Origin of the sequence: Falsigemmobacter intermedius (assembly GCF_004054105.1) — a bacterium.
In the GTDB taxonomy this organism is placed as follows: domain Bacteria; phylum Pseudomonadota; class Alphaproteobacteria; order Rhodobacterales; family Rhodobacteraceae; genus Wagnerdoeblera; species Wagnerdoeblera intermedia.
The window spans coordinates 26074-49819 of the sequence record NZ_SBLC01000019.1 but is presented as its reverse complement, the minus strand read 5'-3'; the positions used below and the strand labels follow the sequence as shown (position 1 = coordinate 49819).

Below are 23746 nucleotides of genomic sequence, written 5' to 3'. Positions count from 1 at the left end.
TTCAGTGATGCGCCTCAAATCCGGCCTCGGCCGCGCGTTTGACGCGGCAGTCTTCGCAAAGCGTCAGCATCGAGATGCCGGTATTGCCGCGCGCGCCGGTGAACATCCAGTGCCCCTCAAGCTTTGCCATGATCCGCTCAATGCCTGAGCGGGTGCCAAAGCCCTTGCCGCAGCCGGTGCAGCAGAAGGGCTCTTCCTCGTGAAGCACGCGTTTGGGCTGATCCCAGGCGGTGAAATCGGCCTGCGGGGTCAACGTGATGGCCTTCTCCGGGCAGGTGGCTTCGCAGATGCCGCATTGCAGGCAGGCGCTCTCCGTGAAGCGCAGCATCGGAGTTTCGGGGTTGTCGATCAGCGCACCGGCCGGGCAGGCCCCGGCGCAGGCCATGCAGAGCGTGCAGGCCGAAGTATCCAGCACCACCGCGCCAAAGGGCGCGCCCTTGGCAAGCGGCACCAGGCTCCGGCTTGCGGGGGCCAGACGGTTGAGTTCGGTCAGCGCGGTGGTCATCAGGCCGCGCTTGTCTGAGGGCGGCAGGAAGCGCGAGGCGGCAGGACGCGCGCTGCCGCGCGGCTGGCGCAGGTGGCTCTCCAGCACCTCCGGATCGTCGGTCTGCAAAAGCACCAGCCGCTCAGCGCCATAGCCCATCGGCCCGGTCAGATCACCGATCAGCCGCAGCGTCGCCTGCAGCCCGTCGAGCGGATGTCCGGGACGCTCCGGGGCCAAGAGCACCACGTCAGCCCCCCAGGCCAGGGTCGCGGCGAGGGTGTCGGGCCCAAGACGGGTCAGCTCATTGACCTCAAAGGGCAGCACGTGGGCCGGAAGACCGCGCCCAAGGCGGGCCGAAAGCTCAATCAGTGCCATGCCGTGTTTGCTGTCAGCAAAAAGGATCACCGGCTGCGCCGTGCCGCCCGCAGTCTCATAGGCGGTCAGCATGGCGCGAAGCTGCTCGGCCAGGGTGCCGACGGGGGGCAGGTCATAGCTGATCGCGCCGCCCGGGCAGGCGGCGACGCATTGCCCGCAGCCCGCGCAGATCATCGGATCGATCGAGACCACATCACCGCCCGGGGTGATCGCCCCGGTGGGGCAAAGATCAACGCAGTTGCTGCAGCCTGAGATGCGGTTGCGCGAATGGGCGCAAAGACCGGGGTTCAGGCTGACAAAGCGCTCTTTGTCAAAGGTTCCGATATGGCCTGCGGCCTTCAGGGCAAGCTCCGCCACCACGCCGGGGCGTGCGGGGTCATCGCGCAGATAGCCCGGGCGCAGATCATGGGCGCTGAAGAGGGGCGCCGCCCCCGTCAGATCAATGACCAGATCGCAGTTTGAGACCGCGCCGTCGCGCCCCTCGCCAAAGCCATAGCCGCTGCGCGGGGCAGGGTGGGCCAGCGAATAGGCGTCGATCACCAGCTTAAAGCCGCCAAGCCAGCCCTCGGCCTTTTTCACCAGGCCCTGAGCCACCGGGAAAGCATCGGTGCTGCGCGGCAGTGCCTCTGCGCCAGGCTGCAGCAGCACGGTCACATCAAGTTGTCCCTGCAGCGCCCGTGCCAGCTCCAGAGCGCGGTCGTCGCGGCCGAGGATCAGCGTCACCCCCTGCGATGTGTAGCTCACCGTGGTGACGGGGGGCAGCTCGATGGCGGCTTTGGCGTGCAGAGCGGCGAGCTTCGGCCCCGCCTCTGCGGCCTCATCAGACCAGAGGGCATGGGCATGCACATCGACAAAGCCGGGGTTCAGATCAATCTCAGAACCCGCCAGCAGATCGCGGAAGAAGCTTTCCTTACGACGGCAGCCGATGACCAGTTCCCGCCCCTCCTGCAGGGCAGCGCCGACCGCATCGCTGACAAGGTTGAGATCTTCACCGCAAAGCTCGGTTGCCACGCCCCCCATGGGCGCAAAACCGGCACGGCTGAGAGCCGCCGCATCAGGCATCAGAGAGCCGAGGCAGTTGCAGGTCAGGCTGCAGGCGGAGTGGCGGGTCATGGCTGTCCTTCTGTCTCAGGGGGGGGTGCACGGGGGCAAGGGTTCTGCTAAATCCTGCAGAAAGTGTTATTTTGTCCGGCAGGCCCTGTGCTGATCTAGGCGATTGTGGCCGGTTTGTCACCCTGTCGGCCCTGTTTTCGGAGACCCTCTATGTCTGACCTGCCGCGCCTGCTGTTGCCGCCCCCTTTCCGGGCCATTGAGGCCCCGGAGGGGGATCTGCTGGCACTGGCGGCGGCGGAGGCCCATGAGGGGGCGGGCACCCTTCTGTGGCGCGAAAGCGGCGGCATCCTTGCGATTGCCGTTGTGATGGAGCCGGGGCCGCCGCTGGTTTCCACCGCGCGTGAGGCTGAACTGGGCTATGTCGCGGCGCTCGCGGCGCTGTGTGAGACCCTGGTGCAGCATGGTCTGCCAGAGCGTCAGGTCCGCGTCGAATTTCCGGACCGGATCCTTTATGACAGCGCCCTCATCGCCGGGGCTCGCTGGCAGGCCGGCCCGCAGGGCGAAGACGGCTTGCCCGAATGGGTGATCTTTGCCGCCGAAATTCTGTCTGAGCGCCCGGGTCTTGAAGAGCCCGGTCTTTACCCCTTCACCACCTCGCTTGAGGAAGAGGAATTCGGCGCGAGTTCGGCGATGATCGAAAGCTTTGCCTCCTGGCTGAAGCTGATCGTGGATCGCTGGCAGCATGACGGCGTGGATGCGCTTCTGCGCCGCCTTCTCGACCGGGTTGAGGGGCATGAAGCGCTGAAGGGGGCTGAGATTGTGGACGGGCGTCTGCAACTGCCGCCGCTGGCCACTGTGCTGAATGAAGAGCGCTGGCGCGATGCAGAGCGCGGGGGGCCGAAGTGGTAAGCCTGCTGCGCACCATCAGGCTTGATGCCTCTGACGGCATTTTGTTCTCGCCCGCCGCCGAGCCGGGGGAATGGGCGGTGCCGGGGGGCTTTTTGTGGCATGGCCGCCCCTTTGAGGGGCTGAGCCGCAAAGAGCGGGTGGCCTTTCGCTCGGCTTTTCTGGGCGTGCAGTCCTTTGGCTTTTCAACGCTGGCCGTGGTCACGCGGGTGAGCTTTTCTGAGCGGGTGGCGGCGGTTGAGGCACTGGCGCAAAGCTTTGTGGCCCATCTCGGCGCGCCGGATCTGCAGACCGCGAGAGGGGCCGCAGAGGAAGAGATTGCCTTCGCCGAAGAGCTCTGCCGCGGCCACGACGAGGGGCGCATCATTGCGCTTCACCGCGAAGAAGATGAGGCGGGTGAGCTTCGTGAGCGGTTCCGCTCGCTGCGCCCGCGTGAGGAGACGGCCTATGGGGCTCCTGGCCTCAGTGGCCACGAGAGGCCGTTTCATTTTGTGCAAAGTGACGAAGACGAACAGGGCGAGGGGATCGATCTTTTCGCCGGCCTTCGTTCGGGAGAGACGTGATGAGAGAGTTCTGGGTTGCCTCGGGCCACCATCTGACGCGCCGCCGCAGCGACGGCTGGCTGGAGGTCACGCCGGAATTGCTGCTGGCCTGGCTGGCGCGGCCGGAACTGGCCCCGCCGGAGGAGGCCTGTGAGGCTGAACGCGCCCTTCATGCTCGGCTCCTGGCTGATCCTCTGGCGAAGGTCACTGCGGCGGAAGTAGCGGCGCTGGCTGATCCGGACGGGCGCGAGAACTGGGAACTGGTGCTGGCGCTGCGCGACACGCTGATCTCAGCCGGTACGGTTGAGGGCGGCTATCTGGCGCTGATCCGGAACCGGGTGCCGACCGCGCCGGTGCTTCTGCAGCAACTGGTGCAGCTGATCCTGCGCAATGCGCTTGATGGCTGTGAAGATGTCCATGTGCTGCGCGCCGCCGAGATGTTCTTCCGCCCGCAATATGGCTGGCTGAAGGACGGCCATCTGCATCTGGTGGATCTGGAACTGCAGCAGGAAATGGAAGCGAAGGTCCATTCCAATCCGCTCGCCGCTCTGATGGAGGGGGGCGTTGAGGGGCTGGACGTTCTGGGCGATCACAATGCCTGGACCTGGTGGAGCCGCTCTGATGCCCATACCATGGTGCAGAATTTCGGCGGCAACCCGGCCTCCCGCATGGGACTGGCAGAGGCGATCCGCGCCTTCATCCGCCATCTGCACCGGGTGGAAGTCACGGTTCTGCCGGTGACCCGCGAAGAAAAAGCCGATCTTGCCTGGTTTGTGGGCCTGACCCGTGAGGGGACGGAGTATGGCAATGCACTCTGGCAGGGAAAGACGCCGGCGGTGCAGCTTGTGGGGCTTTTCACCATTGATTTTGCGCCAGGAAGCCCGCTGCGCGCGGGGCTTGAAAACCGCCCGACCTGGGCGATGCTGGCCACCGGAAAAGAGCTGGTCGTGCAGTTCAAGCCGCAGAACCTGGTTGACGGGCTGCCACTGGTCGCCACCAAAGGAGAGGCCGCATGAGCGCGCATCCCCCCATTCCTGTCGCGGTTATCGCCCGCTCCTGGCCCCCGGCGACGAAATGGGGCGCGCGGGTTTTGCAACCGGCGCTGCTGATGATGCCCGCACCGCCGCTGCCGCCGCGCAGTCTGATGAGCCGCAGCGAGAGCGGGGTTGAGACCTGGTTCATGGGGGTGCATCAGTTGCAGCTGCATCCCGGGGATGCTGCCAATCTGCGGGCCAATCTGGCGATGTCGCCGCCCTCACTCTGGGTCTCGCTGTCGCATGCGGAGGATCCCGAAAAGGCGGAGCTGCATCTGGTCACCGCCGATCCCTTTGAGGGCGAGGCCATGGCCACCGACCCCGGCCTTCGCGTTGAACGTCTGCCGATGCCTGAGGTTTTGATCGCCCATATCGCTGAATTTGCAGCGCTTTTCCCGGAGGAAGAGCGGTTTCTCAAAAAGCGCCGCTCGGGCATTGAAGCGGAAGATCCAAGCCTCAGCGCGCCGCGCATTCTGCCGGGCGGCCATCGCCCCGGCCAGCGCCGGACGGAGGCGGAGGTGGCAAAACTGACCCCGGCGGGTCTGCCGCGCAGCCAGAGGGTGCAGCGATGAGCAGCTTCTTTGAGCGCTGGTCGGCGCGGGCGCGGGAAAACCGCCGCGCAGAGCCTGCACCGGAGACCGGATCCCCGCCAGATTCGCCGCCCGAATCGCTGCCGGAACCCGCGGCAGCACCCGCGCCGGAGGGCGCCGAGCTGGAGCGGCTGCTGGCGGAGCTGCCCCCGCTTGAGACGATCACCGCCTCCACAGATATCCGGCCCTTCCTGCAAAGCTTTGTCCCCAAGGCTTTGAAGAATGCCGCGCTGCGCCGGGCCTGGGCGGCCGATCCTGTCATTTCGACCCATCTTGATGTGGCGCGCGACTATGCCTGGGACTTCAATACCGGCACCGGTCCGGTGGGCTATTCGGCCTCGCTTGGCGAAGACATCGTGCAGAAAAGTCTGGACCTTCTGAAGCGCGCGGAGCCGCCTCAGCCGCCCGAGCCCGAGGCGGAAATTCCCCCGGAAACGCCCGAAGACCTGCCCCCCGAGACGGGTGAGGGACAAAATGTCGCAGAGATACCGGCCCTCAGGCTCTCACTGCGGCATGGTGGCGCGCTTCCTGGTTGAATAAACCTGTAAAGAGTGTAGTTTTTTACGCTGACCGCCAATCGGTTGTCAGTGTACCCAGCGTTTTGCCAGGTAAGAGGTAAGATTTGACCCGTTTCGCTTCCCAGCCCCGGGATGAGACTGATGAAAGCCGGGCAGAGACCTATGAGGTTCTCGCCCTGCTGCTCAGTGCCGCTCCCCCGGCCGATGTGCTTCGGGCGCTGTCCGATCTGACGCCTGATGAGGGGTCCGTGCTGGGTGCTGCCTGGGCCGATCTGGCGAAAGCTGCGGCGGGCACCACCCCTGAGGCGGCGGAGCGCGAGTTTTTCGACCTCTTTATCGGCGTGGGTCGGGGCGAGCTTCTGCCCTATGCCTCCTTCTATATGACCGGCTTTCTCAATGAGCGCCCGCTGGCCGTTCTGCGCGGCGATCTCGCGGCGCTCGGGGTTGCGCGGCGGGCGGGGGATCATGACCCGGAAGACCGGATTGCGCTGCTCTGCGGGGTCATGGCGGCTTTTGCAGTCGGCAGCCTGACGGCGGGAGAGGCGGGTCCGGGTGAGGCCCTCTTCTTTAATCGCCACCTCGCCCCCTGGGCGGGGATGTTCTTTGACGATCTCGAAAAGGCACCGGCGGCAAAATTCTATGCCGCAGTGGGCCGTGTGGGGCGTTTGTTTATGGAAATCGAAGCTCAGGGCTTTGCGCTGGACGCAGATGCCACTGAGGCGGCCTGAGGGGAGTGGAGAGAATGTCAGACAGCAAAAGGACTGGCCCGAAAGTCGGACGGCGCGGCTTTTTCGGCGCCTCACTCGGGCTCGCAGCTATGGGGCTCGCCGGGGGCGGCGCGCTTCCGGCTTTTGGCAAGGAAACCGGCGATGCACGCACCAAGGCGCGCTATCAGCCTGACAGTGAGCATGTGAAGAGCTTCTATCACGTCAATCGCTTCGTCTGGCCGGAGAAGAAGTAAGATGCTGATCAAACGTAAAAATATTCATGCCTCCGGCACCGGCGGCGCGCTGGCGCAAAGCTTCCTCGGCATGGGTCAGCGCAAGCTCGACCGCCGCAGCTTCCTGCGCCGTTCGGGCGTGGCTGTGGGCGGCCTTGCAGCCGTGTCCTCGCTCTCGGGCGGTCTCTTTGAGCGTGCAGAGGCGGCGACGCCCCACGATCACGCGGCCCCGGCAGAGCGGCGCAAGAACATGTGCACCCACTGCTCGGTGGGCTGCTCGGTGATCGCCGAAGTTCAAAACGGCGTCTGGGTCGGTCAGGAGCCGGCTTTTGAAAGCCCGATCAACCGCGGCTCGCATTGCGCCAAGGGCGCATCGTCGCGGGAAGTCGTGCATGGCGACCGCCGTCTGAAATATCCGATGAAGAAAGTCGGCGGTGACTGGGTGCGCATCACCTGGGACCAGGCGCTGGACGAAATCGGCGCGAAGATGCTGGAGATCCGCGAGAAATCGGGCGCAGACTCGGTTTACATGCTGGGCTCGGCGAAATTTACCAACGAGGCCTCTTACCTCTTCCGTAAGTTTGCTGCCTTCTGGGGCACCAACAACGTCGACCACCAGGCCCGGATCTGCCACTCGACCACCGTGGCCGGTGTGGCGAACACCTGGGGCTATGGCGCGCAGACCAACAGCTACAACGACATCCGCAACGCCAAGACCATCATCTTCATGGGGTCGAACGCGGCTGAGGCGCACCCTGTGGCGATGCAGCACATCCTGTCGGGCAAAGAAACCCAGCGGGCGAATGTCTTTGTGCTCGATCCGCGCATGACCCGCACCGCGGCCCATGCCACCGAATTTGTGCGCATCCGTCCGGGTACCGATATCGCGGTGATCTGGGGCATGCTCTGGCACATCTTCCAGAACGGCTGGGAAGACAAAGAGTTCATCCGCAAGCGCGTCTACGGTTTTGATGAGGCGAAAGCCGAAATCATGAAGTGGAACCCGGCGGAAGTGGAGCGCGTGACCGGCCTTAAAGAAGAGGTTGTGAAGCGCGTGGCAGAGACCTTCGCCACGGTGAAGCCTGCGACCTTCATCTGGTGTATGGGCGGTACGCAGCACACCGTTGGCACCGCCAACGTGCGCGCTTACTGCACCCTGCTGCTGGCCACCGGCAACGTCGGTGACATCGGCATGGGCGCCAATATCTTCCGCGGCCACACCAACGTGCAGGGCGCGACGGATATGGGTCTCGATGTGGGCAACCTGCCCTGCTACTACGGCCTCGCTCCGGCGGCCTGGGCGCATTGGTGCCGGGTCTGGGACGTGCCCTTCAGCTATATCGAGAGCCGTTTCGACGAAGTGCCTGCGAAACAGGGCCGCGAAGCGCGGACCCGGGCGCAGAACATGGAAGTCTCAGGGATCCCCTCGACCCGCTGGTTCGACGCCACCATGCTCGATTCCGAGGATGTCGATCAGCAGGACGGCGTGAAGGCGATGATCGTTTTCGGTCACGGCGCCAACACCATCCCGCGGATGAAAGCGGCACAGAACGGCATGAACGCTCTGGATCTGCTGGTCGTTGCCGACCCGCATCCGACCACTTTTGCCGCGCTGCACACCCGCACCGACAACACCTATCTGCTGCCGATCTGCACCAACTTTGAGGTGGCAGGCACCCGGACCGCGTCGAACCGCTCGATCCAATGGGGCGAGAAGGTCGTTGAGCCGATCTTTGAATCCGACAACGACTATGCGGTGATCTACCGTCTGTCGCAGCGTCTCGGCTTTGCGGATGAGATGTTCAAAACTTTCGAAATGGTCGACGGCAAATTCTCGAAAGAGCCGACGGCAGAATCGATCCTGCGCGAGATTAACCGCGGTGGCTGGTCGACCGGCTACACCGGTCAGTCGCCGGAGCGTCTGAAAGCGCATATGCGCAATCAGCATAAGTTTGACATCATCACCCTGCGCGCCCCCAAGGACGACCCGGAGGTCGGTGGTGATTACTACGGTCTGCCCTGGCCCTGCTGGGGCACGCCGGAGATGCGGCACCCGGGCACCCATGTGCTTTACAACACCAATATCCCGGTCGCAGAGGGTGGCGGTGCCTTCCGTCCGCGCTTCGGGCTTGAGCGTGAGGGCGTGTCGCTGCTGGCGGAAGACAGCTGGCCGGTTGGCTCGGACATTGAGGATGGTTACCCGGAATTCACCATGGCCCTGCTGCAGAAGCTGGGCTGGGATTCCGAGCTGACCGCTGAAGAGCGGGCCGTAATTGAAAAGATCGGCAATAACAATCCTGAGGCCATCGCCAAAGTGTCCTGGACCCTCGATCTGTCGGGCGGCATTCAGCGCGTGGCGATCAAGCATGGCTGTGTGCCCTTCGGCAACGGCAAGGCGCGTGTGGTCGCCTGGAACCTGCCCGACCCGGTGCCGGTCCACCGCGAGCCGATCTATACCCCCCGTCCCGATCTGGTGGCGGATTATCCGACCCGCGAAGACGGCCGCCAGCTGCGTATGCCCAACATTGGTCACACCGTTCAGGCCCGCGCGGTTGAGCAGAAGCTCTTTGAACAGTTCCCGACGGTTCTCACCTCGGGCCGCCTCGTTGAATTCGAGGGGGGTGGTGAAGAGACCCGCTCGAACCCCTGGCTTGCAGAGCTGCAGCAGGACATGTTCTGCGAAGTGAACACCCAGGATGCGGCGGCCAAGGGCATCAAAGACGGCTCCTGGATCTGGGTCTACGGCCCGGAGGACAACGCGAAAGTCCGCGTGAAAGCGCTGGTAACCGACCGTGTGGCACCGGGCGTGGCCTTCATGCCCTTCCACTTTGCGGGCTGGTTCATGGGCGAAGATCAGCGCGGCAAATATCCTCAGGGCACCGATCCGATCGTGCTGGGGGAATCCGTCAACGCCGTGACCACCTATGGTTACGATCCGGTGACGGGCATGCACGAAGGCAAGGCGACGCTTTGCCGGATCGAAGCGGCAGCATAAGGGGCGCGACATGGCACGTATGAAATTTCTCTGCGACGCGGACCGCTGCATCGAGTGCAACGCCTGCGTCACCGCCTGCAAAAACGAGCATGAAGTGCCGTGGGGCATCAACCGCCGCCGCGTGGTGACCATCAATGATGGTCTGCCGGGTGAGCGTTCGGTCTCGATGGCCTGCATGCACTGCACCGATGCGCCCTGCGCGCAGGTCTGCCCGGTGAACTGCTTCTACACCACCAACGACGGTGTGGTTCTGCACAACAAAGACACCTGCATCGGCTGCGGCTACTGCTTCTATGCCTGCCCCTTCGGTGCGCCGCAGTATCCGCAGGCCTCGAACTTCGGTTCGCGCGGCAAGATGGACAAATGCACCTATTGCTCGGGCGGCCCGGAAGAAGATCTCTCGATCGCCGAATATGAGAAATACGGCGCGAACCGTCTGGCCGAGGGCAAACTGCCGCTCTGCGCCGAGATGTGCTCGACCAAATCTCTGCTGGCAGGCGACGGCGATATCATCGCCGAGATCTACCGTGAGCGCGTGGTGACCCGTGGCTATGGCTCGGGCGCCTGGGGCTGGAAAACCGCCTATGGCGAAACCGTCAACGTATCGGCTTGAGGGGGGCAAGGGATGACGCTTCGTTTTAAACTTGCAGCCCTGGTCCTTGGTGCGACTCTCGGGTTTTCCGCGCCGGTTATGGCGCAACAGCCGGTGAACCCCACCGCGTCTTCGGTGCAGGAGCAACAGCTTCTTGACGCCCTGAAGCCGGGTGAGACCATCTCGGGCCGGATCTCGATCCCCGATGACAATGCGGCGGATCTGCAAAAGCCGTCCAACAAAGACTGGATGGGCTTTAACCTGAAGGTTTCGGACCGGGTGATGGGCGTGGCGCTGGTCGGCACGCTGCTGGCGCTGCTGGTCTTCTTCGTGGTCAAAGGCCGTCTGAAGATTGAGGCAGGCCGTGCCGGCCGCACCATCACGCGCTTCAACGTGTTTGAGCGCACCGTGCACTGGACCATGGCGATCAGCTTCATCGCTCTGGCCCTCTCGGGCATCAATGTGGCCGTGGGGCGCTATATCGTGCTGCCCTGGCTTGGCTATGAGGCCTTTGGCTCGCTCACCTATCTGGGCAAGCTGGCGCACCATTACCTCGCCTGGCCCTTCATGGTCTGTGTGGTCATCACCTTCCTGATGTGGGTCCGCCACAACATCCCCAACAAGCTGGACCTGCGCTGGCTGAAAGAGGGTGGCGGCCTGCTCGTTAAGGGCAAGCACCCGCCGGCAAAGAAATTCAACGCCGGTCAGAAGATCGTCTTCTGGGGTGTGGTCGTGGGCGGCAGCCTGGTGGCGGCTTCGGGTCTGCTGCTGATGTTCCCCTATTTCCTGGACAGCGCGACTGACTGGCAGCTGGCACAGATTGCCCATGCTCTGATTGCTTCGGGCATGATGGCGATGATCCTTGGTCATATCTACATCGGCACCGTGGGCACCGAAGGGGCGCTTGACGCCATGACCACCGGTCAGGTCGATGTGAACTGGGCTGAGCAGCACCACTCGCTCTGGCTTGAGGAAGAGCTTGCCAAAGGTGCCGTGCAGCGCCGTGGCCCCGGTGGTGAGGTGACCCCGGCAGAATGAGCGATCCCATGGACCTCAACCGGCGGCGCGCAGCTTTGCGCGCCGTTTTGGCTTCTGTAAGGCTCCCGGATGGCCGCAGCCTTGCTGACAGTAGCCGCCTTGGCGCAATGACCGAACCCGCGCCGGGCCGGGTAAGTTTTTCGATCCGTGTCACAGCAGAAGAGGCCGAAGCCTTTGAGCCGGTCCGGCTTGCGGCGGAAAAAGCGGCTGAGCGTCTTCCGGGGGTGCAAAAGGCTCTCGTCATGCTGACCGCTGAGCGGACTGAGGCTCCGAAGCCTGCCGCTGCGCCGCCGCAACTGAAGCCCGCCAAAGCCCCTGCAAAGGTGCTTGAAGGCGTGAAAGCCGTGATCGCCGTGGCCTCCGGCAAGGGCGGTGTGGGCAAAAGCACGACGACCATCTCGCTGGCTCTGGCGCTGCGCCATCTGGGGCTGAAGGTAGGCGTGCTCGATGCTGATATCTATGGCCCATCGGTGCCGACCCTGCTCGGTCTGACGGCAAAGCCGCAGCTGGCGGCGGACGGGCGCCGCCTGAGGCCGCTGGAGGCCTGGGGCCTTCAGGCGCTTTCGGTGGGCAATCTGGTCGATCCCGATACGGCGATGATCTGGCGCGGGCCGATGATTCAATCGGCCATCACACAGCTGATCGCAGAGGTCGACTGGGGGCGGCTTGATGTGCTGCTGATCGACATGCCGCCCGGGACCGGGGATGCGCAGCTGGCCGTGGTGCAGCAAAGTCCGCTCACGGGCGCGGTGATCGTCTCAACGCCCCAGGATCTGGCGCTGATCGATGCGCGGCGCGGCATTGCGATGTTCCGCAAGCTTGAGGTGCCGGTGCTCGGTGTCATCGAAAATATGTCGCAGTTCATCTGCCCGGACTGCGGCGGACGGCATGAGATCTTCGGCCACGGCGGCGCGCGGGAAGAGGCCCGCCGCATCGGTGTGCCCTTCCTGGGTGAGGTTCCTCTGACCATGGCGCTGCGCCGTGGGGCGGATCTGGGGCGACCAATTGTCGCAACTGAGCCGGAAAGCCAGGTCGGTCAATCACTTATCGCGATCGCCGGGGAACTGCGGCTTGCGCTCAGGGACAAAGGCCTTATCTGAGGGCCTTCAGTTTACCCCGGAGAGAAGACGTGAAGGCAATCGTTTTTGGCGCAATCGCCGCCGCCGTTCTGGCGGGCGCGACCTGGCAGATCAGTCAGGCGTTTCAGATCCCCGCGCATGAGGCCCATGCGACGGAAGGCGCCCGCGTCACGCCGCCCGCAAAGTAAGGCTTAAGGGCCAAAGCCCTGCCAGGGCAGGAAGCGCACCGGATCACCGGGGCGGATGTCGCAGAAGGCATCGGGCAGCTCAATCAGCCCCTCCGCCCATGAGAGCCCCGAAACCCGGCCGGAGCCTTCCGAGACGAAGGCTTCCGCCACCCCCTCCTCAGTCAGCCGCGCACGCAGATACTCGCGCCGACCGGCCTGTTTCACGCGGGCAAAGCCTGCCGGGACCAGGAAGCCCTGCGGTCTGCGCCAGCCCGCACCCGCCCGCTGATAAAGGGCGGGCACCGCGAAGATCAGCGCGGTGACAAGGGCTGCGACCGGGTTTCCCGGAAGTCCAAAGACCGGCATGCCCTGCCAATGCGCCAGCGCCAGCGGACGTCCCGGTTTGACCGCCACGCGCCAGACCTGAAGGTCCGCTTCCTCGCGCAGCAGGGCGGCGGTGTGATCCTCATCCCCCTGAGAGGCACCGCCTGAGGTCAGCACTGCATCGCAACGCTCTGTGGCCGCCGTCAGGGCCGCGCGGATCGCGGCGCGGTCGTCGCCGACAATGCCAAGATCGACGGCTTCAAACCCCAGCCGCTGCAGTTCCGCCAAAAGCATCGGGCGGTTGGCATCGGGGGTTTGCAGCGGGAAATCTGCCGCCAGATCGTGGGCAATGATCTCTGAGCCCGTCGAGAGCACCCCGACCCGCAGGCGCGGGCGCACCATCACATGGGCAATCCCAAGGGCTGCGGCGAGGCCAAGGTCGGGCGCGCGCAGCACCGATCCGGCTTTCAAAGCCAGATCGCCGGCGGACATATCCTCACCGGCGCGGCGGCAGTTGGCGCCCTTTTTACGCTGCGGTTTGCTGACGCTCAGACCCGCCTCCGTCAGGGTGACATGCTCCTGCAGCACCACGGTATCGACGCCTTTGGGCAGATGCGCCCCGGTCAGTATGCGCAGCAGATGGCCGGGGGGCACCTCGCCGGGGTAGGGCTCACCCGCCGCCGCGCGGCCCTCTGCCAGCGGCAAGGGGCCTTTGGAAAAATCCACCGTCTCAAAGGCATAGCCATAGCCGTCGACGGCGGAATTGGCCGCAGGGGGATGGCTGCGCCGCGCTATGGCATCTTCCGCCAGAACCCGGCCAGGGGCTTCGCTCAGCGGCAGCCGCTCAGCGCCCTCAATAGGGCGGATCGCGGATTTCAGCGCTTCAAAGACCTCATCAACCGGGGTCCAGCGCACCCCTTCGGGCATCGACGAGCCGCGCTTTTTCAGATCCGTGAGGCCGGTCCGGCGCTCAATATAATCGGCGATCCCTTTGATATCATTGGGATCAAGAACCGGAAGCCCCGTGCCGCCATCCCCCTGATCTGAGGCCAGAAGCTCAATCGTGGGGTGATCGGGGGCCAGCAGATCCGCACCATTAGCCGCCCGCCAGATTTCGAGCTTCGGATGCGGGGCAAGCTTATAGCCCTCAACCAGAACCAGATCGACCCGCGACATCACCTGCAGATGATCGCTGAGTTCCGGCGGGGTGTCCCCGCGCAGCTCGTGCATCAATGCCCAGCGGCTGGAGGAGGCCAGCACCACCTCCACCGCGCCCGCCTCGCGGTGGCGGTGGCTGTCACGGCCCGGCTGGTCCACATCGGTGGCGTGATGGGCGTGTTTGACGGTCGAGACGCGGTAGCCACGGGCGGTGAACTCCGCGACCAGCTTCTCGGTCAGCGTTGTTTTCCCGGCGTTTTTGCGCCCCGTAATCCCGAATACCCGCATGACCGCCCTCTCAGAGTTCTGTGCGTCCTTTGTGCCAGATCGCGCGGGCCTCGGCCAGATCTTCGGGCGTATTGACGTTGAAGAAGGGGTGCGGCGGGCCGGTGTCGAACTCGGCAAGCGCGGTGCCGTGGCGGTCGGTCCAGAGGACGATTTTTGAAAGCCCCCCTTCGATCGCGGCGCGCAGATCATAGCGCAGCGCCACCGGCCAGAGGCCAAAGACCGGCTGGCGGATCACCCGCCCCTCTTCCCGGGTGGCCGCAAGGGCGATGGGGCGGTCCGGGCGCAGCGCGTCGCGCAGCCGGGGCCCGAGATCGCGGGGCAGGAAGGGGGTATCGGCGGCGGCGGTCAGGATGTGGCTTTGCCCCAATTCGGCCGCGCGCTCCATTCCCGCCAGAACGCCCGCCAGCGGGCCGGGGAAGCCGTCGATGCCATCGGGGATGACCGGCAGGCCAAACCCCGCAAACCGTGCCGCATCGCCATTGGCGTTCAGCACCAGTCCCGCGCATTGCGGAGCCATACGGGCGATCACTTCGCCCAAAAGGCTCTGTCCGCCCAGATCCAGCAGCCCTTTGTCTCCGCCGCCCATCCGCCGCGCAAGGCCCCCTGCCAGGATCACACCAAGCGGCTTACTCATCCTGCGCCCCCTTCCTGCGGCTGCGGCTCTCTTCAGCGCTGACGGAAGAGAGATCAGCATCACGGATCAGCCGCTCTTCGCCGGACAGGCAGACAAAGCGCTGCCCGCGCAGCCGCCCGATCAGCGTCATCCCAAGGCTTTGCGCAAGGCTGGCCCCCCAGGCGGTAAAGCCTGAGCGGGAGGCCAGCACCGGGATACCCATATGGGCGCATTTGATCACCATCTCAGAGGTCAGCCGCCCGGTGGTATAAAGGATTTTATCCGCCCCGCTGACCCCTTCGCGGTACATCCAGCCCGCGACTTTATCGACGGCATTGTGGCGGCCGACATCCTCCATATAGACCAGCGGATGATCCTTCTGGCAGAGCACCGTGCCGTGGATCGCGCCCGCCTCCAGATAAAGGCTCGGCATGCGGTTGATCTGATGGGAGAGCGCATAGAGCCAGGAGGTGCGCAGCTCTGCGGGCGGCATCTTCAACCCCTCCAGCCCCTCCATCATATCGCCGAAGACCGTCCCCATGGCGCAGCCGGAGGTGCGGGTGCGGCGCTTGAGCTTTTCCTCAAAGTCCGTGGCTTCGCGGGTGCGGACGACCACGGCTTCTGAGAAGTCATCGTAATCGACGCCCGTGACCTCAACCCCCTCGGGCAGCATCCCCTGGTTGCGCAGAAAGCCAAGTGCCAGATATTCGGGGTAATCCCCGATGGTCATGGCGGTGACGATCTCACGCGAGTTCAGCCAGATTGAGAGCGGGCGTTCTTCGACCACCCGGATTTCGACCTCTGCTCCGGTCTGATCAAAGCCTTTGATCGGGCGGGCCAGGTCTTCGCGGCTGAGGTCGGGGGCAATCAGCGGGGCTTTCATGGGATTATACACCGGCGCGGGCTTCAAAGGCGGCACGCGGATCGGCGAGGCCAGCGGCCTCTATCGCCCAGATCAGGATGCGGGCTTTCAGCGGCCCGAGCCAGTCGCCCGGCCAGACGCCCCGGGCCTGAAGATCAACTTCTGAGCCCGGATAGCCATAGGTGGCGCGGGTGGCCGGACCATCGCTGCAACGGCTGCAATAGATCACCGGACGGGTGGAGGTGTCGATATGGGCCATCAGATCGGCGGGAAGATGGCCCGAGCCAAAGCCCGCCAGAACCACCGCCGAGAATTCCGGCGCGCTGAGGGCATGGCGCAGCAGCGCGGCGCTCTGGCCGATGCCGAAGCTGAGGATTGCCACGTCATGATCGAAGCTTTGCGGCGCAGGCAGGGGATCGCTGGGGGCAGCCGGGCGGAACCAGACCGGCGCGCCTTCGATCACCCGGCCCAGTGGTCCGGTGGTGCCGCTGGAGAAGGTGTCGGTCGACAGGCTGTCGGTTTTGCGCAGACGTTTGGCCGAGTGGATGACTTCATTCATCACCACCATCACGCCGCGCCCGCGGGCGCTTTCAGCCTGAGCCACGCGCAAAGCAGCAGCCAAGTTTGCCGGGCCGTCCGGGCCCGCACCGTCCGCCGCCCGCATCGCCCCGGTCACAATCAAGGGGCAGTCATGCGCCCAGAAAAGATCGAGAAACCAGGCCGTTTCCTCCATGGAATCCGTGCCCTGGGTCAGGATCACCGCCCGCGCGCCCTGACTGGCCGCGCGGTTGGCCCAGTCGAGCACCCGCCCCATATCGCGCAGCGAGATCGAGGCGGAGGCCACCTGCAGCACGCTTTCGCTTTGCACGCTCAGCGCCGGGTCCAGCCCCGGCACAGCAGCCAGCAGATCCGCAGCGGTCAGCTTTGGCGTGACCCCGCCTTCCCCCGCAGCCCTGGTCATTGCGATGGTGCCGCCAAGGGTTCCGATGAAAATATCTGCCATATCCGCCTGCCTGATCTTCGGGCGCACAGACTACTGCCCGTGGCGCGGGGTGTCGAGGGTGGGCCCGGTGCCCGGCCCGGCGGATCGGGCGGCAGGGTGCTGCGGCAAGGGTGGTGATTGACAGAGCCCGTTGCGGGGCAGAGGCTTCACATTTTCAACTGCCCGGATCCCGTGATGCTGCGCCTTGTTCTGCCCCTCCTGATGACCCTGACGGCCACGCCTGCTGCGGCAGATGTGGTGGTCTTTGCCGCGGCCTCTCTGAAGACGGCGCTGGATGAGGTGGCGCAGCAGTTCCAGGCCGCTACCGGAGAGACCGTGGTCATCAGTTATGCCGGCTCCAACACCCTGGCGCGGCAGATCCTTGAGGGGGCTCCGGCGGATCTTTACGTTTCGGCGGCGGAAAACTGGATGGATCTGCTGGAAGAACAGGCGGGTGTGGCCGCGCGCAGGGATCTCCTGGGCAATCGTCTGGTCCTGGTTGCTCCGGCAGGGGCGCCCGGTATGGCAGACGGTAGGGCGGGCGGAGAGATCGGGCCGGAGTTTCCTTTGATGGAACGGCTTGGCGGGGCGCGGCTTTCGATGGCCCTGGTTGAGGCTGTGCCTGCCGGGCAATATGGTCGTGCCGCGCTGGAAAGTCTTGGGTTCTGGGAGCATGTGAAAGACCAGGTGGCGCAGTCAGACAATGTCCGCGCTGCGCTTACTCTGGTCGCCCGCGCAGAACTGCCGCTCGGGATCGTCTATGAGACCGATGCGCGGGCAGAGCCGGGGGTTCAGACGCTTGGGTTTTTCGCCGAAGCGCTGCATCCGCCGATCCGCTATCCGGTGGCGCTTCTGAGCGCGGAGAAGCCCTCGGCACGCACCTTTTATGACCACCTCAGCGCTGAGGCGGCGGCGGGGATTTTTCAAAACCACGGCTTTCAGCTGCTGCCCGCTGAGGCGGACTGAGGGGCGGGGTTTGCGTAACATTGACGCAGTCCGATATCTCTCACATACTCCTGCGGAATTGAATTCTCGGGGAGCGAGCGATGTTTATGAATTCGGCGAAGGCCTTGTTCGGTGCTGCGATGCTGGTGGCAGGCCTGACGCAGGGGGCTGCGGCTCAGGATATGCAGTTCTTCCGCATCGGCACCGGTGGCACGGCGGGGACCTATTATCCGATCGGCGGTCTGATCGCCAATGCGATCTCGAACCCGCCCGGCTCGCGCGCCTGCGACGCGGGCGGCTCCTGCGGCGTGCCGGGGCTGATCGCCACGGCCGTGGCCTCGAACGGCTCGGTGGGCAACGTGAACTCCATCGCCGGCGGCGCGCTGGAAGCGGGCTTCAGCCAGTCGGACGTGGCCTATTGGGCGCAGACCGGCACCGGTCTTTGGGAAGGCAAACCCGCCGTTGAGAAACTGCGCCTGATCGCCAACCTTTACCCGGAATCGATCCACCTGGTGGCGCGCAAAGATGCGGGCATCAACGGGGTTGCGGATCTGAAGGGCAAGAAAGTCTCGCTCGATGAGCCGGGCTCGGGCACGCTTGTGGACGCGAAAATCATCCTTGAGGCATTCGGCATGACCGAGGCGGATGTGACGGCGGAATACCTCAAGCCCGATCAGGCGGCTGATCGGATGCGCGACGGCGCGATGGATGCTTTCTTCTTCGTGGGCGGCTTCCCGGCCGGCGCGATTGCAGAGCTTGCCTCGCAGCATGACATCACTCTGGTGCCGATCACCGGCCCGGAGGTCGATAAACTGCGCGAGACCTATACCTTCTTTGCGACCGATACCGTTCCGGGCGGCACCTATAAGGGCCAGGACGGCGATGTGGCGACCATTTCGGTCGGCGCACAGCTGGTGACCAGCGCGGATGTCAGCGAAGAGCTGGTCTATGGGATCACCCAGGCGCTCTACAACGAGACCACCCAGAAACTCTTTGCCGCCGGCCACGCCAAAGGCAAACAGATCACCCTCGATAACGCCACCCAGGGCGCGGGCATCCCGTTCCACCCGGGTGCGGAGAAGTTCTACAAAGAAGCCGGCAAGCTTCAGTAAGCTGCCCGACAGCTGACCGGAGAGCGCGGCAGGGTTTCCCCTGCCGCGCTTTATCCCTTAAGACCAGATCAAGAGGCAGGCCATGAGTGAGAGCACCCGCGTTCTGACGGACGAGGAAATCCGCAGGCTCGAAGAAGAATTCGATCCGGAATCGCGGTTCCGAACGGTCACAAAGCCGGTTCTGATCCTCAGCGGCGTGCTGTTGCTTCTGCTGTCGCTTTATCATTTTTATACGGCAGGATTCGGTATTCCCCGCGCCACGACCCATCGCGGCGTGCATATGGGGATCTCGCTCTTCGTGGTGTTCCTCAGTTTCGCGGCTCTGGCGCGCAACCGTCACCACACCGATGAACCCGGAGTGCTTGGCATTCCCTTTTACGACTGGGCGCTGGCCATCGCGGGTCTTGTGACCTCGCTTTACGTGCCGTGGATTTACGACCAGCTTGCCTTCCGCATCGGCAACCCCTCGACGCTCGATATCGTCATGGGAACCATTCTGCTGATCACGCTGCTGGAGTCGGTGCGCCGCTCCATGGGCTGGCCGCTGCCGCTCATTGCCTGTCTCTTCATAGCCTATGCCTATTTCGGCCGCTCCATGCCGGGGATTCTGGTGCATCCGGGCGCGGACTGGGGCAATATCATCAACCACCTCTACCTCTCGTCGCAGGGCATCTATGGCACCGCGCTCGGGGTGATTGCGACTTATGTGTTCCACTTCGTGCTCTTTGGCGTCATGGCGCAGAAGATCGGTCTGGGGCAGCTCTTCATTGATCTCGCGACCGCGCTGACCGGGCGCTTTGCGGGTGGTCCGGCGAAGGTCTCGGTGATCTCATCGGCGATGCTGGGCACGATTTCGGGCTCGTCCATCGCCAATACGGTGACGACCGGCGCACTGACCATTCCGGCGATGATCCGCATCGGTTTTAAAAAGCACTTTGCGGCCGCCGTTGAGGCCGCCTCTTCGACCGGCGGGCAGATCACGCCGCCGGTCATGGGGGCGGTCGCCTTCCTGATGGTGGAATACTTGGGCATCCCCCTGCGCACCATTCTGATCGCGGCCATTGTCCCGGCCTTCATGCATTTCTTCGGCGTCCTGGTGCAGGTTCACCTGGAAGCCAAGCGCCTTGGCATCCGCGGTCTGCGGGAAGAAGAGCTCCCCAAGGCCTGGAAGGTGTTGCGTGAGGGCTGGATGTCGGTCTTCCCGCTGATCCTTCTGGTCTGGATGCTGATGTCGGGCCGCACGCCCTTCCTGTCGGCGTTCTGGGCGATTACGGCCTGTATCGTTGTCTTCATCATCCAGCGCGTTCAGGCGGCCGGTGGCGTGAAGGGGCTGCGCGATGCGGCGGAAGGTGTGGTGGAGGGCTTCATCTCCGGTGCGCGGCAATCGCTTTCGGTCACCGCCGCTTCGGCGCTGGTGGGTGTGGTGATCGGGGTCGTCACTCTGACCGGCGTGGGCTTCAAGATCGCCTTCATGGTGACCTCGGTGGCGCAGGGCTGGGCGATGTCGGTTCACAGCGCCCTCGGTGTTCTGCCCTTTGAGATCTTCACCATCGGCACCCTGTCGCTCCTCTTCACGCTGATGCTGACGGCCGTGGTCTGCGTGCTGATGGGCTGCGGCGTACCGACGACGGCGAATTATATCATCATGATCGCCGTTGCCGCCCCGGTTCTGGGGATGATGAATGTGGAACCCATCGTGGCCCACTTCTTCGTCTTCTACTTCGGGGTGCTGGCGGATGTGACGCCGCCGGTCGCGCTTGCGGCCTATGCGGCGGCGGGCATTGCCGGGGCCAATGGCTTCCAGGCCGGGAATACCGCGTTCCGGCTGTCGATGGGTAAGGCCATGGTGCCCTTCGTCTTTGTCTTTTCGCCCTCGCTGCTGATCGTGACTGAGGCCTTTACGATCCAGGACTTCCTGCTCGCCTTCCTCGGCGCGACGCTTGGCATCCTGTCGCTTTCGGCGGCGATCACCAACTGGCTGATGGCGCCCCTGTGGAAGATTGAGCGGGTGGCGCTGGTGATCGGGGCTCTGCTGCTGATCGCGCCGGAGTTGACCTCCTCGCTTTGCGGGGCGGCAATCCTGCTGGCGGTGACGATCCGGCAATGGCCGCTGCGCGATCGCGGCAACCCGGCCCCTGCTGAGTAAAGAAAAAGGGCGGCCCCGGGGCCGCCCTTTTTTCATGCCGGTGTAAAGCCCGCGCGTTCCAGCGCCTGTCGGGTTTCCGGCAGAGCGAGTGTCTCGCGGAAGGCTTTGACGGCAGGGCGCTCCATCCGGCTGCGCACGAGGGCGAAATCATAATGCTCAGGCGCAAGTGGCAGAAAGCCAAGTCCTGCGTCCTGCGCTACGGGGGCGATGGTCACGCCCCAGTCTGCCCGCTCCTGCACCACCGCTGCTGCCACGGCGGTGTGAGAGCGCGGCTGGTTCAGCCAGCCCTGCGGCTTCGCGCCTTTCAGAAGCTGATCGATCAGAATGCGGGTGCCCGCGCCCTGATTGCGGCTGACCATCAGGCAGTCCGGATCGGCCAGCGCCCGCGCCAGCGCGGCCTGCGGGTCATCCCCCGCAAAGCGCGGATCGCCCTTGCGAAAGACCAGCCCCTGCATCCGCTGCCAGCCCGGCAGCAGTTCCAGCGTCTCGGTCAGGAAGGGGGTGTTGAAGCTGCCGCTTGCGGGGTCGAGAAGGTGGATCGGTGCGAGATCGCATTCGCCGCGCAAAGCCGCCTGCAGCCCGCCAAGGCTGCCGATCGCCAGACTGCGGATCTGCAGCCCTGCGCCCGCAAGTGGCCCCAGCACCAGATCAAGGCCGGTGCAATGGCTGCCCGCGATCACCAGATCGGGCATCCTGAGCGCGGGCGTAAAAAGCTGCACCTGCACCTTCGAGCCTTCGGGCAGATGATCCTCCAGCGCGCCGATCTGCACAAAGCCATCGGCCTGGGCGAATGAGGTCACCGCCCCTGAGCCTTTGCCGGTGGCAAAGGCAACCCGCCCCTCCGGCCCCTCGCTCAGCGCGACCATGGCAAATTCGGTGCGCCCCGTCTCAGAGGGCAGGCGCAGGGGCAGGGTGGCCGTCACCTCATGCACGCCCCGCGCAGGCAGGCCCGCCATGCGGCGCAGGACCGGGGCAACAATGTCGTGGAAGGTGAACATGGCCGAAGTGGGAAAGCCCGGAAGAACCACCACGGGCTTGCCGTTACAAACCGCCAGACACAGGGGCTTTCCCGGCTTCAGCGCCACGCCATGGACCACAATGCCCGGTGCGCCAAGCCCTGCAACCAGGCGGTGGGTCAGATCGCCCGCGCCCTTTGAGGTCCCGCCCGAGAGGATCAGCATATCCGCACCCTGCAGCGCCGCGCGCATCGCCGCTTCCAGCGGTGCGGCCTGATCGGGGAAGGCCCCGAGGAAGCGGGCCTCTGCCCCGTTTTCCGCGCAGGCGGCGGCGATCATCGGGCCATTGGCATCATGGATCTGCGCGGGGGCCAGTGCCTGACCGGGGGCAACCAGTTCATCCCCGGTCGACAGCACCGCCACTCTGGGGCGTGCAAAGACCGGCACTTCGCCGATGCCTGCGGCGGCAATCATGCCGATTTCCCGCGCGCCGATCAGTGTCGCGCGGCGCAACAGAACTTCCCCTCGCGCCAGATCACTGCCGGCGCGGCCGATGAACTGCCCGGGCAGGGCGGCGCGGCGGACTTCGATGCGGCCATCGGGCAGCGGGTCGGTATGCTCCACCATAACAACCGCATCGGCCCCGCGCGGCAGCGGGCCGCCGGTGGCAATCAGGCTCGCCTCTCCGGGGCCGATACTGAGCCGCGGGGCGGTGCCGCAGGCGATCTCTTCGCCGGTCAGCCGCAGAATGACGGGGTTCGCGGCAGAGGCCCCTGTCAGATCGGCGGCCCGCAGCGCAAAGCCGTCCACGCCGGAGCGGTCAAAGGGCGGCACGTCGGCAGGCGCGCTGAGATCGCGGGCCAGCACCCGGCCTGCGCTTTCCGCAAGCGGCAGCAGCTCCTGCCGCGGGCTGAGAGCCCCAAGCGCCGCATCGAATTTTGCGATGGCCTCCTCCCGGCTGACGACCGAGAGAAACTGATCCTGAAGATGCGGCGTCATCAAAGCCTCCGCCCGAAAAGGTCCGGTGCAAGGGTGCGGCCTGCGGGCCAGCCCTCTTCGCCCGCAGGGAGGCGCAGCAGCGCTTCAGCGCGGCTCAGCCCTGCGAGGCTGAGTTCCCCCGAGGGCAGCGGCGCCCATGTCTGCGCCTCGCGGCGCAGCAGGACAATCTCACTCATGCCCACCGGAGAGCTGATCTTGCGTGAAAGCGGCAGGGCCGGACCCTTGAGCGCCCGACGGCAGCTCAGGTGATCCAGCAGCGGCAGCAAGACCCCGACAGCCACCAGCATCAGCAGTTCAGGCCGGGGCGCGAAACGGATCGTCACGCAGGTGTCGCTCTGCGCAACCGCAATCTCCTGTACCCCGTTCAGCGCAAGACCCTGGCAGAGCCAGCCCCCGCCGGAGGGCGCGGTTTCCGCAAGCTGCAGATGGATATCGGCGGGGCCATCGGTCAGGGTCGCGCCAAAACTTTGCGCAAGCGTGCAGAGAGACTGCCGGGCCGGGGCATCGCCACCGGTGATCGCAAGCCGGGGGATGCGGCAGGGCACCTCTGTGGTGCCGGCCATGGCCAGCAGGAGCAGCCCGGCCGGGCCGATCTCCTCACCCTCCTCCAGCAAAGGCTCATGGGGCGGCAGGTGATGGGCGGCAGGCAGGACGCCGTCGCCGGGAAAGGTCTCAGCGCTGATCTCATAAAAAGCACCGCTGCGGCGCAGGGCGGCGGGATCGAGAATGGCATCGGCCCCCTCCGGCAGCGGCTCTCCGGCTTCGATGAGCGGCGGCTCGGTCAGCCGCATCACCGGCGAGAGCGGCCCCGCGCCGATCAGCTCATCCGAGCGCAGCGCATAGCCGCGCCGCAGGGCAAGCGGCGCAGAGGGCAGCCCCGCCTGCGGGCCGGGCAGGGCCGCGGCGATGGTGCCGGGGCGCAGCTGCGCCAGCGGCACCAGGCAGGGCGCCACCGGCGCCAGCCCAGCCAGCAGCCGCGCCAGCAGGTCATCGCAGGATATCAGACGGGAGGGAGAAAAGGGGCTTTGCATCACCCGCGCAATCTCGC

The 23746-nt window shown here is 65.1% G+C and carries 22 protein-coding genes; 15 read left to right on the top strand and 7 right to left on the bottom strand.

Going from position 1 to position 23746, the window contains the following annotated elements; genetic code table 11:
* Position 1: 1 nt before the first annotated feature.
* Entirely contained in the window at positions 2 to 1972 is a 1971-nt protein-coding gene (locus EP867_RS13260) for a 4Fe-4S binding protein (protein WP_128489968.1), read from the bottom strand.
* 150 nt (positions 1973 to 2122) lie between these two features.
* Here EP867_RS13260 and EP867_RS13255 point away from each other — a divergent pair, with 150 nt between their 5' ends.
* The 12 genes from EP867_RS13255 (at position 2123) to EP867_RS19840 (ending at position 12334) form a co-directional block, all read left to right on the top strand.
* Entirely contained in the window at positions 2123 to 2821 is a 699-nt protein-coding gene (locus tag EP867_RS13255; RefSeq protein ID WP_128489967.1) for a biotin/lipoate--protein ligase family protein, read from the top strand.
* Positions 2815 to 3381: a DUF6505 family protein gene (locus EP867_RS13250; protein ID WP_128489966.1), complete on the top strand. Its 567-nt coding sequence runs from the start codon at positions 2815 to 2817 to the stop codon at positions 3379 to 3381. Before EP867_RS13255 ends, EP867_RS13250 begins: the two co-directional genes overlap by 7 nt.
* Positions 3381 to 4376, top strand: a complete 996-nt coding sequence (locus tag EP867_RS13245) for a DUF6352 family protein (protein ID WP_128489965.1) — start codon at positions 3381 to 3383, stop codon at positions 4374 to 4376. The genes EP867_RS13250 and EP867_RS13245 overlap by 1 nt, the downstream gene beginning before the upstream one ends.
* Entirely contained in the window at positions 4373 to 4966 is a 594-nt protein-coding gene (locus EP867_RS13240) for a DUF3305 domain-containing protein (protein WP_128489964.1), read from the top strand. Before EP867_RS13245 ends, EP867_RS13240 begins: the two co-directional genes overlap by 4 nt.
* Complete coding sequence (locus EP867_RS13235; RefSeq protein WP_128489963.1) at positions 4963 to 5520, top strand: DUF3306 domain-containing protein; 558 nt, start codon at positions 4963 to 4965, stop codon at positions 5518 to 5520. Before EP867_RS13240 ends, EP867_RS13235 begins: the two co-directional genes overlap by 4 nt.
* An 86-nt stretch (positions 5521 to 5606) precedes the next feature.
* Positions 5607 to 6230 (top strand): TorD/DmsD family molecular chaperone, encoded by a 624-nt coding sequence (locus tag EP867_RS13230; RefSeq protein ID WP_128489962.1) that lies wholly within the window; start codon positions 5607 to 5609, stop codon positions 6228 to 6230.
* A gap of 14 nt (positions 6231 to 6244) precedes the next feature.
* Entirely contained in the window at positions 6245 to 6463 is a 219-nt protein-coding gene (locus EP867_RS13225) for a hypothetical protein (RefSeq protein WP_128489961.1), read from the top strand.
* Between the two features lies 1 nt (position 6464).
* The gene (locus EP867_RS13220; protein ID WP_128489960.1) at positions 6465 to 9437 is read left to right on the top strand and encodes a formate dehydrogenase subunit alpha; all 2973 of its coding nucleotides are present in this window, start codon (positions 6465 to 6467) and stop codon (positions 9435 to 9437) included.
* A 10-nt stretch (positions 9438 to 9447) separates the two neighbouring features.
* Positions 9448 to 10050 (top strand): formate dehydrogenase FDH3 subunit beta, encoded by a 603-nt coding sequence (gene fdh3B / locus EP867_RS13215; protein WP_128489959.1) that lies wholly within the window; start codon positions 9448 to 9450, stop codon positions 10048 to 10050.
* Positions 10051 to 10062: 12 nt separating this feature from the next.
* Positions 10063 to 11067, top strand: a complete 1005-nt coding sequence (locus EP867_RS13210) for a formate dehydrogenase subunit gamma (protein WP_128489958.1) — start codon at positions 10063 to 10065, stop codon at positions 11065 to 11067.
* Complete coding sequence (locus tag EP867_RS13205; protein WP_241656906.1) at positions 11064 to 12167, top strand: Mrp/NBP35 family ATP-binding protein; 1104 nt, start codon at positions 11064 to 11066, stop codon at positions 12165 to 12167. The genes EP867_RS13210 and EP867_RS13205 overlap by 4 nt, the downstream gene beginning before the upstream one ends.
* 29 nt (positions 12168 to 12196) lie before the next feature.
* Positions 12197 to 12334 (top strand): hypothetical protein, encoded by a 138-nt coding sequence (locus EP867_RS19840; protein ID WP_164888863.1) that lies wholly within the window; start codon positions 12197 to 12199, stop codon positions 12332 to 12334.
* Positions 12335 to 12337: 3 nt separating this feature from the next.
* On the opposite strand, the gene mobB is transcribed toward EP867_RS19840, so the two are convergent.
* Genes mobB through EP867_RS13185 form a run of 4 tightly spaced genes read right to left on the bottom strand, consistent with a single transcriptional unit; the run spans position 12338 to position 16561 of the window.
* Complete coding sequence (mobB, locus tag EP867_RS13200; RefSeq protein WP_128489957.1) at positions 12338 to 14083, bottom strand: molybdopterin-guanine dinucleotide biosynthesis protein B; 1746 nt, start codon at positions 14081 to 14083, stop codon at positions 12338 to 12340.
* Between the two features lie 10 nt (positions 14084 to 14093).
* Positions 14094 to 14717, bottom strand: a complete 624-nt coding sequence (mobA, locus tag EP867_RS13195) for a molybdenum cofactor guanylyltransferase MobA (protein WP_128489956.1) — start codon at positions 14715 to 14717, stop codon at positions 14094 to 14096.
* Positions 14710 to 15579 carry a formate dehydrogenase accessory sulfurtransferase FdhD gene (locus tag EP867_RS13190; protein WP_128489955.1) on the bottom strand — a complete coding sequence of 290 codons (870 nt, stop codon included), beginning with the start codon at positions 15577 to 15579 and terminating at the stop codon, positions 14710 to 14712. The genes mobA and EP867_RS13190 overlap by 8 nt, the downstream gene beginning before the upstream one ends.
* 4 nt (positions 15580 to 15583) lie before the next feature.
* The gene (locus EP867_RS13185) at positions 15584 to 16561 is read right to left on the bottom strand and encodes an asparaginase (protein WP_128489954.1); all 978 of its coding nucleotides are present in this window, start codon (positions 16559 to 16561) and stop codon (positions 15584 to 15586) included.
* Between the two features lie 174 nt (positions 16562 to 16735).
* On the opposite strand from EP867_RS13185, the gene modA reads away from it, so the two are divergent.
* The 3 genes from modA (at position 16736) to EP867_RS13170 (ending at position 20743) form a co-directional block, all read left to right on the top strand.
* Positions 16736 to 17506: a molybdate ABC transporter substrate-binding protein gene (modA, locus tag EP867_RS13180; protein WP_128489953.1), complete on the top strand. Its 771-nt coding sequence runs from the start codon at positions 16736 to 16738 to the stop codon at positions 17504 to 17506.
* 86 nt (positions 17507 to 17592) lie between these two features.
* Positions 17593 to 18597 (top strand): TAXI family TRAP transporter solute-binding subunit, encoded by a 1005-nt coding sequence (locus EP867_RS13175; RefSeq protein ID WP_164888864.1) that lies wholly within the window; start codon positions 17593 to 17595, stop codon positions 18595 to 18597.
* Positions 18598 to 18679: 82 nt separating this feature from the next.
* Positions 18680 to 20743, top strand: a complete 2064-nt coding sequence (locus EP867_RS13170; RefSeq protein ID WP_128489951.1) for a TRAP transporter permease — start codon at positions 18680 to 18682, stop codon at positions 20741 to 20743.
* Positions 20744 to 20775: 32 nt separating this feature from the next.
* Here the strand turns inward: EP867_RS13170 and EP867_RS13165 are convergent, their stop codons facing one another.
* Positions 20776 to 22698, bottom strand: coding sequence for a molybdopterin biosynthesis protein (locus EP867_RS13165; RefSeq protein ID WP_128489950.1), 1923 nt, complete (start codon positions 22696 to 22698; stop codon positions 20776 to 20778).
* Entirely contained in the window at positions 22698 to 23729 is a 1032-nt protein-coding gene (locus EP867_RS13160; RefSeq protein WP_128489949.1) for a MoeA family protein, read from the bottom strand. The genes EP867_RS13165 and EP867_RS13160 overlap by 1 nt, the downstream gene beginning before the upstream one ends.
* Positions 23730 to 23746: the final 17 nt, after the last annotated feature.

Bases quoted from the DNA above. Each gene is read 5' to 3' on its own strand.
- EP867_RS13260 (WP_128489968.1), bottom strand. From the start codon at position 1,972: ATGACCCGCCACTCCGCCTGCAGCCTGACCTGCAACTGCCTCGGCTCT.
- EP867_RS13165 (WP_128489950.1), bottom strand. From the start codon at position 22,698: ATGACGCCGCATCTTCAGGATCAGTTTCTCTCGGTCGTCAGCCGGGAG.
- EP867_RS13235 (WP_128489963.1), top strand. From the start codon at position 4,963: ATGAGCAGCTTCTTTGAGCGCTGGTCGGCGCGGGCGCGGGAAAACCGC.
- EP867_RS13205 (WP_241656906.1), top strand. From the start codon at position 11,064: ATGAGCGATCCCATGGACCTCAACCGGCGGCGCGCAGCTTTGCGCGCC.
- mobB (WP_128489957.1), bottom strand. From the start codon at position 14,083: ATGCGGGTATTCGGGATTACGGGGCGCAAAAACGCCGGGAAAACAACG.
- EP867_RS13170 (WP_128489951.1), top strand. From the start codon at position 18,680: ATGAGTGAGAGCACCCGCGTTCTGACGGACGAGGAAATCCGCAGGCTC.
- modA (WP_128489953.1), top strand. From the start codon at position 16,736: ATGCTGCGCCTTGTTCTGCCCCTCCTGATGACCCTGACGGCCACGCCT.
- mobA (WP_128489956.1), bottom strand. From the start codon at position 14,717: ATGAGTAAGCCGCTTGGTGTGATCCTGGCAGGGGGCCTTGCGCGGCGG.
- EP867_RS13175 (WP_164888864.1), top strand. From the start codon at position 17,593: ATGAATTCGGCGAAGGCCTTGTTCGGTGCTGCGATGCTGGTGGCAGGC.
- EP867_RS13185 (WP_128489954.1), bottom strand. From the start codon at position 16,561: ATGGCAGATATTTTCATCGGAACCCTTGGCGGCACCATCGCAATGACC.
- EP867_RS13255 (WP_128489967.1), top strand. From the start codon at position 2,123: ATGTCTGACCTGCCGCGCCTGCTGTTGCCGCCCCCTTTCCGGGCCATT.
- EP867_RS13210 (WP_128489958.1), top strand. From the start codon at position 10,063: ATGACGCTTCGTTTTAAACTTGCAGCCCTGGTCCTTGGTGCGACTCTC.
- EP867_RS13245 (WP_128489965.1), top strand. From the start codon at position 3,381: ATGAGAGAGTTCTGGGTTGCCTCGGGCCACCATCTGACGCGCCGCCGC.
- fdh3B (WP_128489959.1), top strand. From the start codon at position 9,448: ATGGCACGTATGAAATTTCTCTGCGACGCGGACCGCTGCATCGAGTGC.
- EP867_RS13190 (WP_128489955.1), bottom strand. From the start codon at position 15,579: ATGAAAGCCCCGCTGATTGCCCCCGACCTCAGCCGCGAAGACCTGGCC.
- EP867_RS13240 (WP_128489964.1), top strand. From the start codon at position 4,373: ATGAGCGCGCATCCCCCCATTCCTGTCGCGGTTATCGCCCGCTCCTGG.
- EP867_RS13220 (WP_128489960.1), top strand. From the start codon at position 6,465: ATGCTGATCAAACGTAAAAATATTCATGCCTCCGGCACCGGCGGCGCG.
- EP867_RS13225 (WP_128489961.1), top strand. From the start codon at position 6,245: ATGTCAGACAGCAAAAGGACTGGCCCGAAAGTCGGACGGCGCGGCTTT.
- EP867_RS13160 (WP_128489949.1), bottom strand. From the start codon at position 23,729: ATGCAAAGCCCCTTTTCTCCCTCCCGTCTGATATCCTGCGATGACCTG.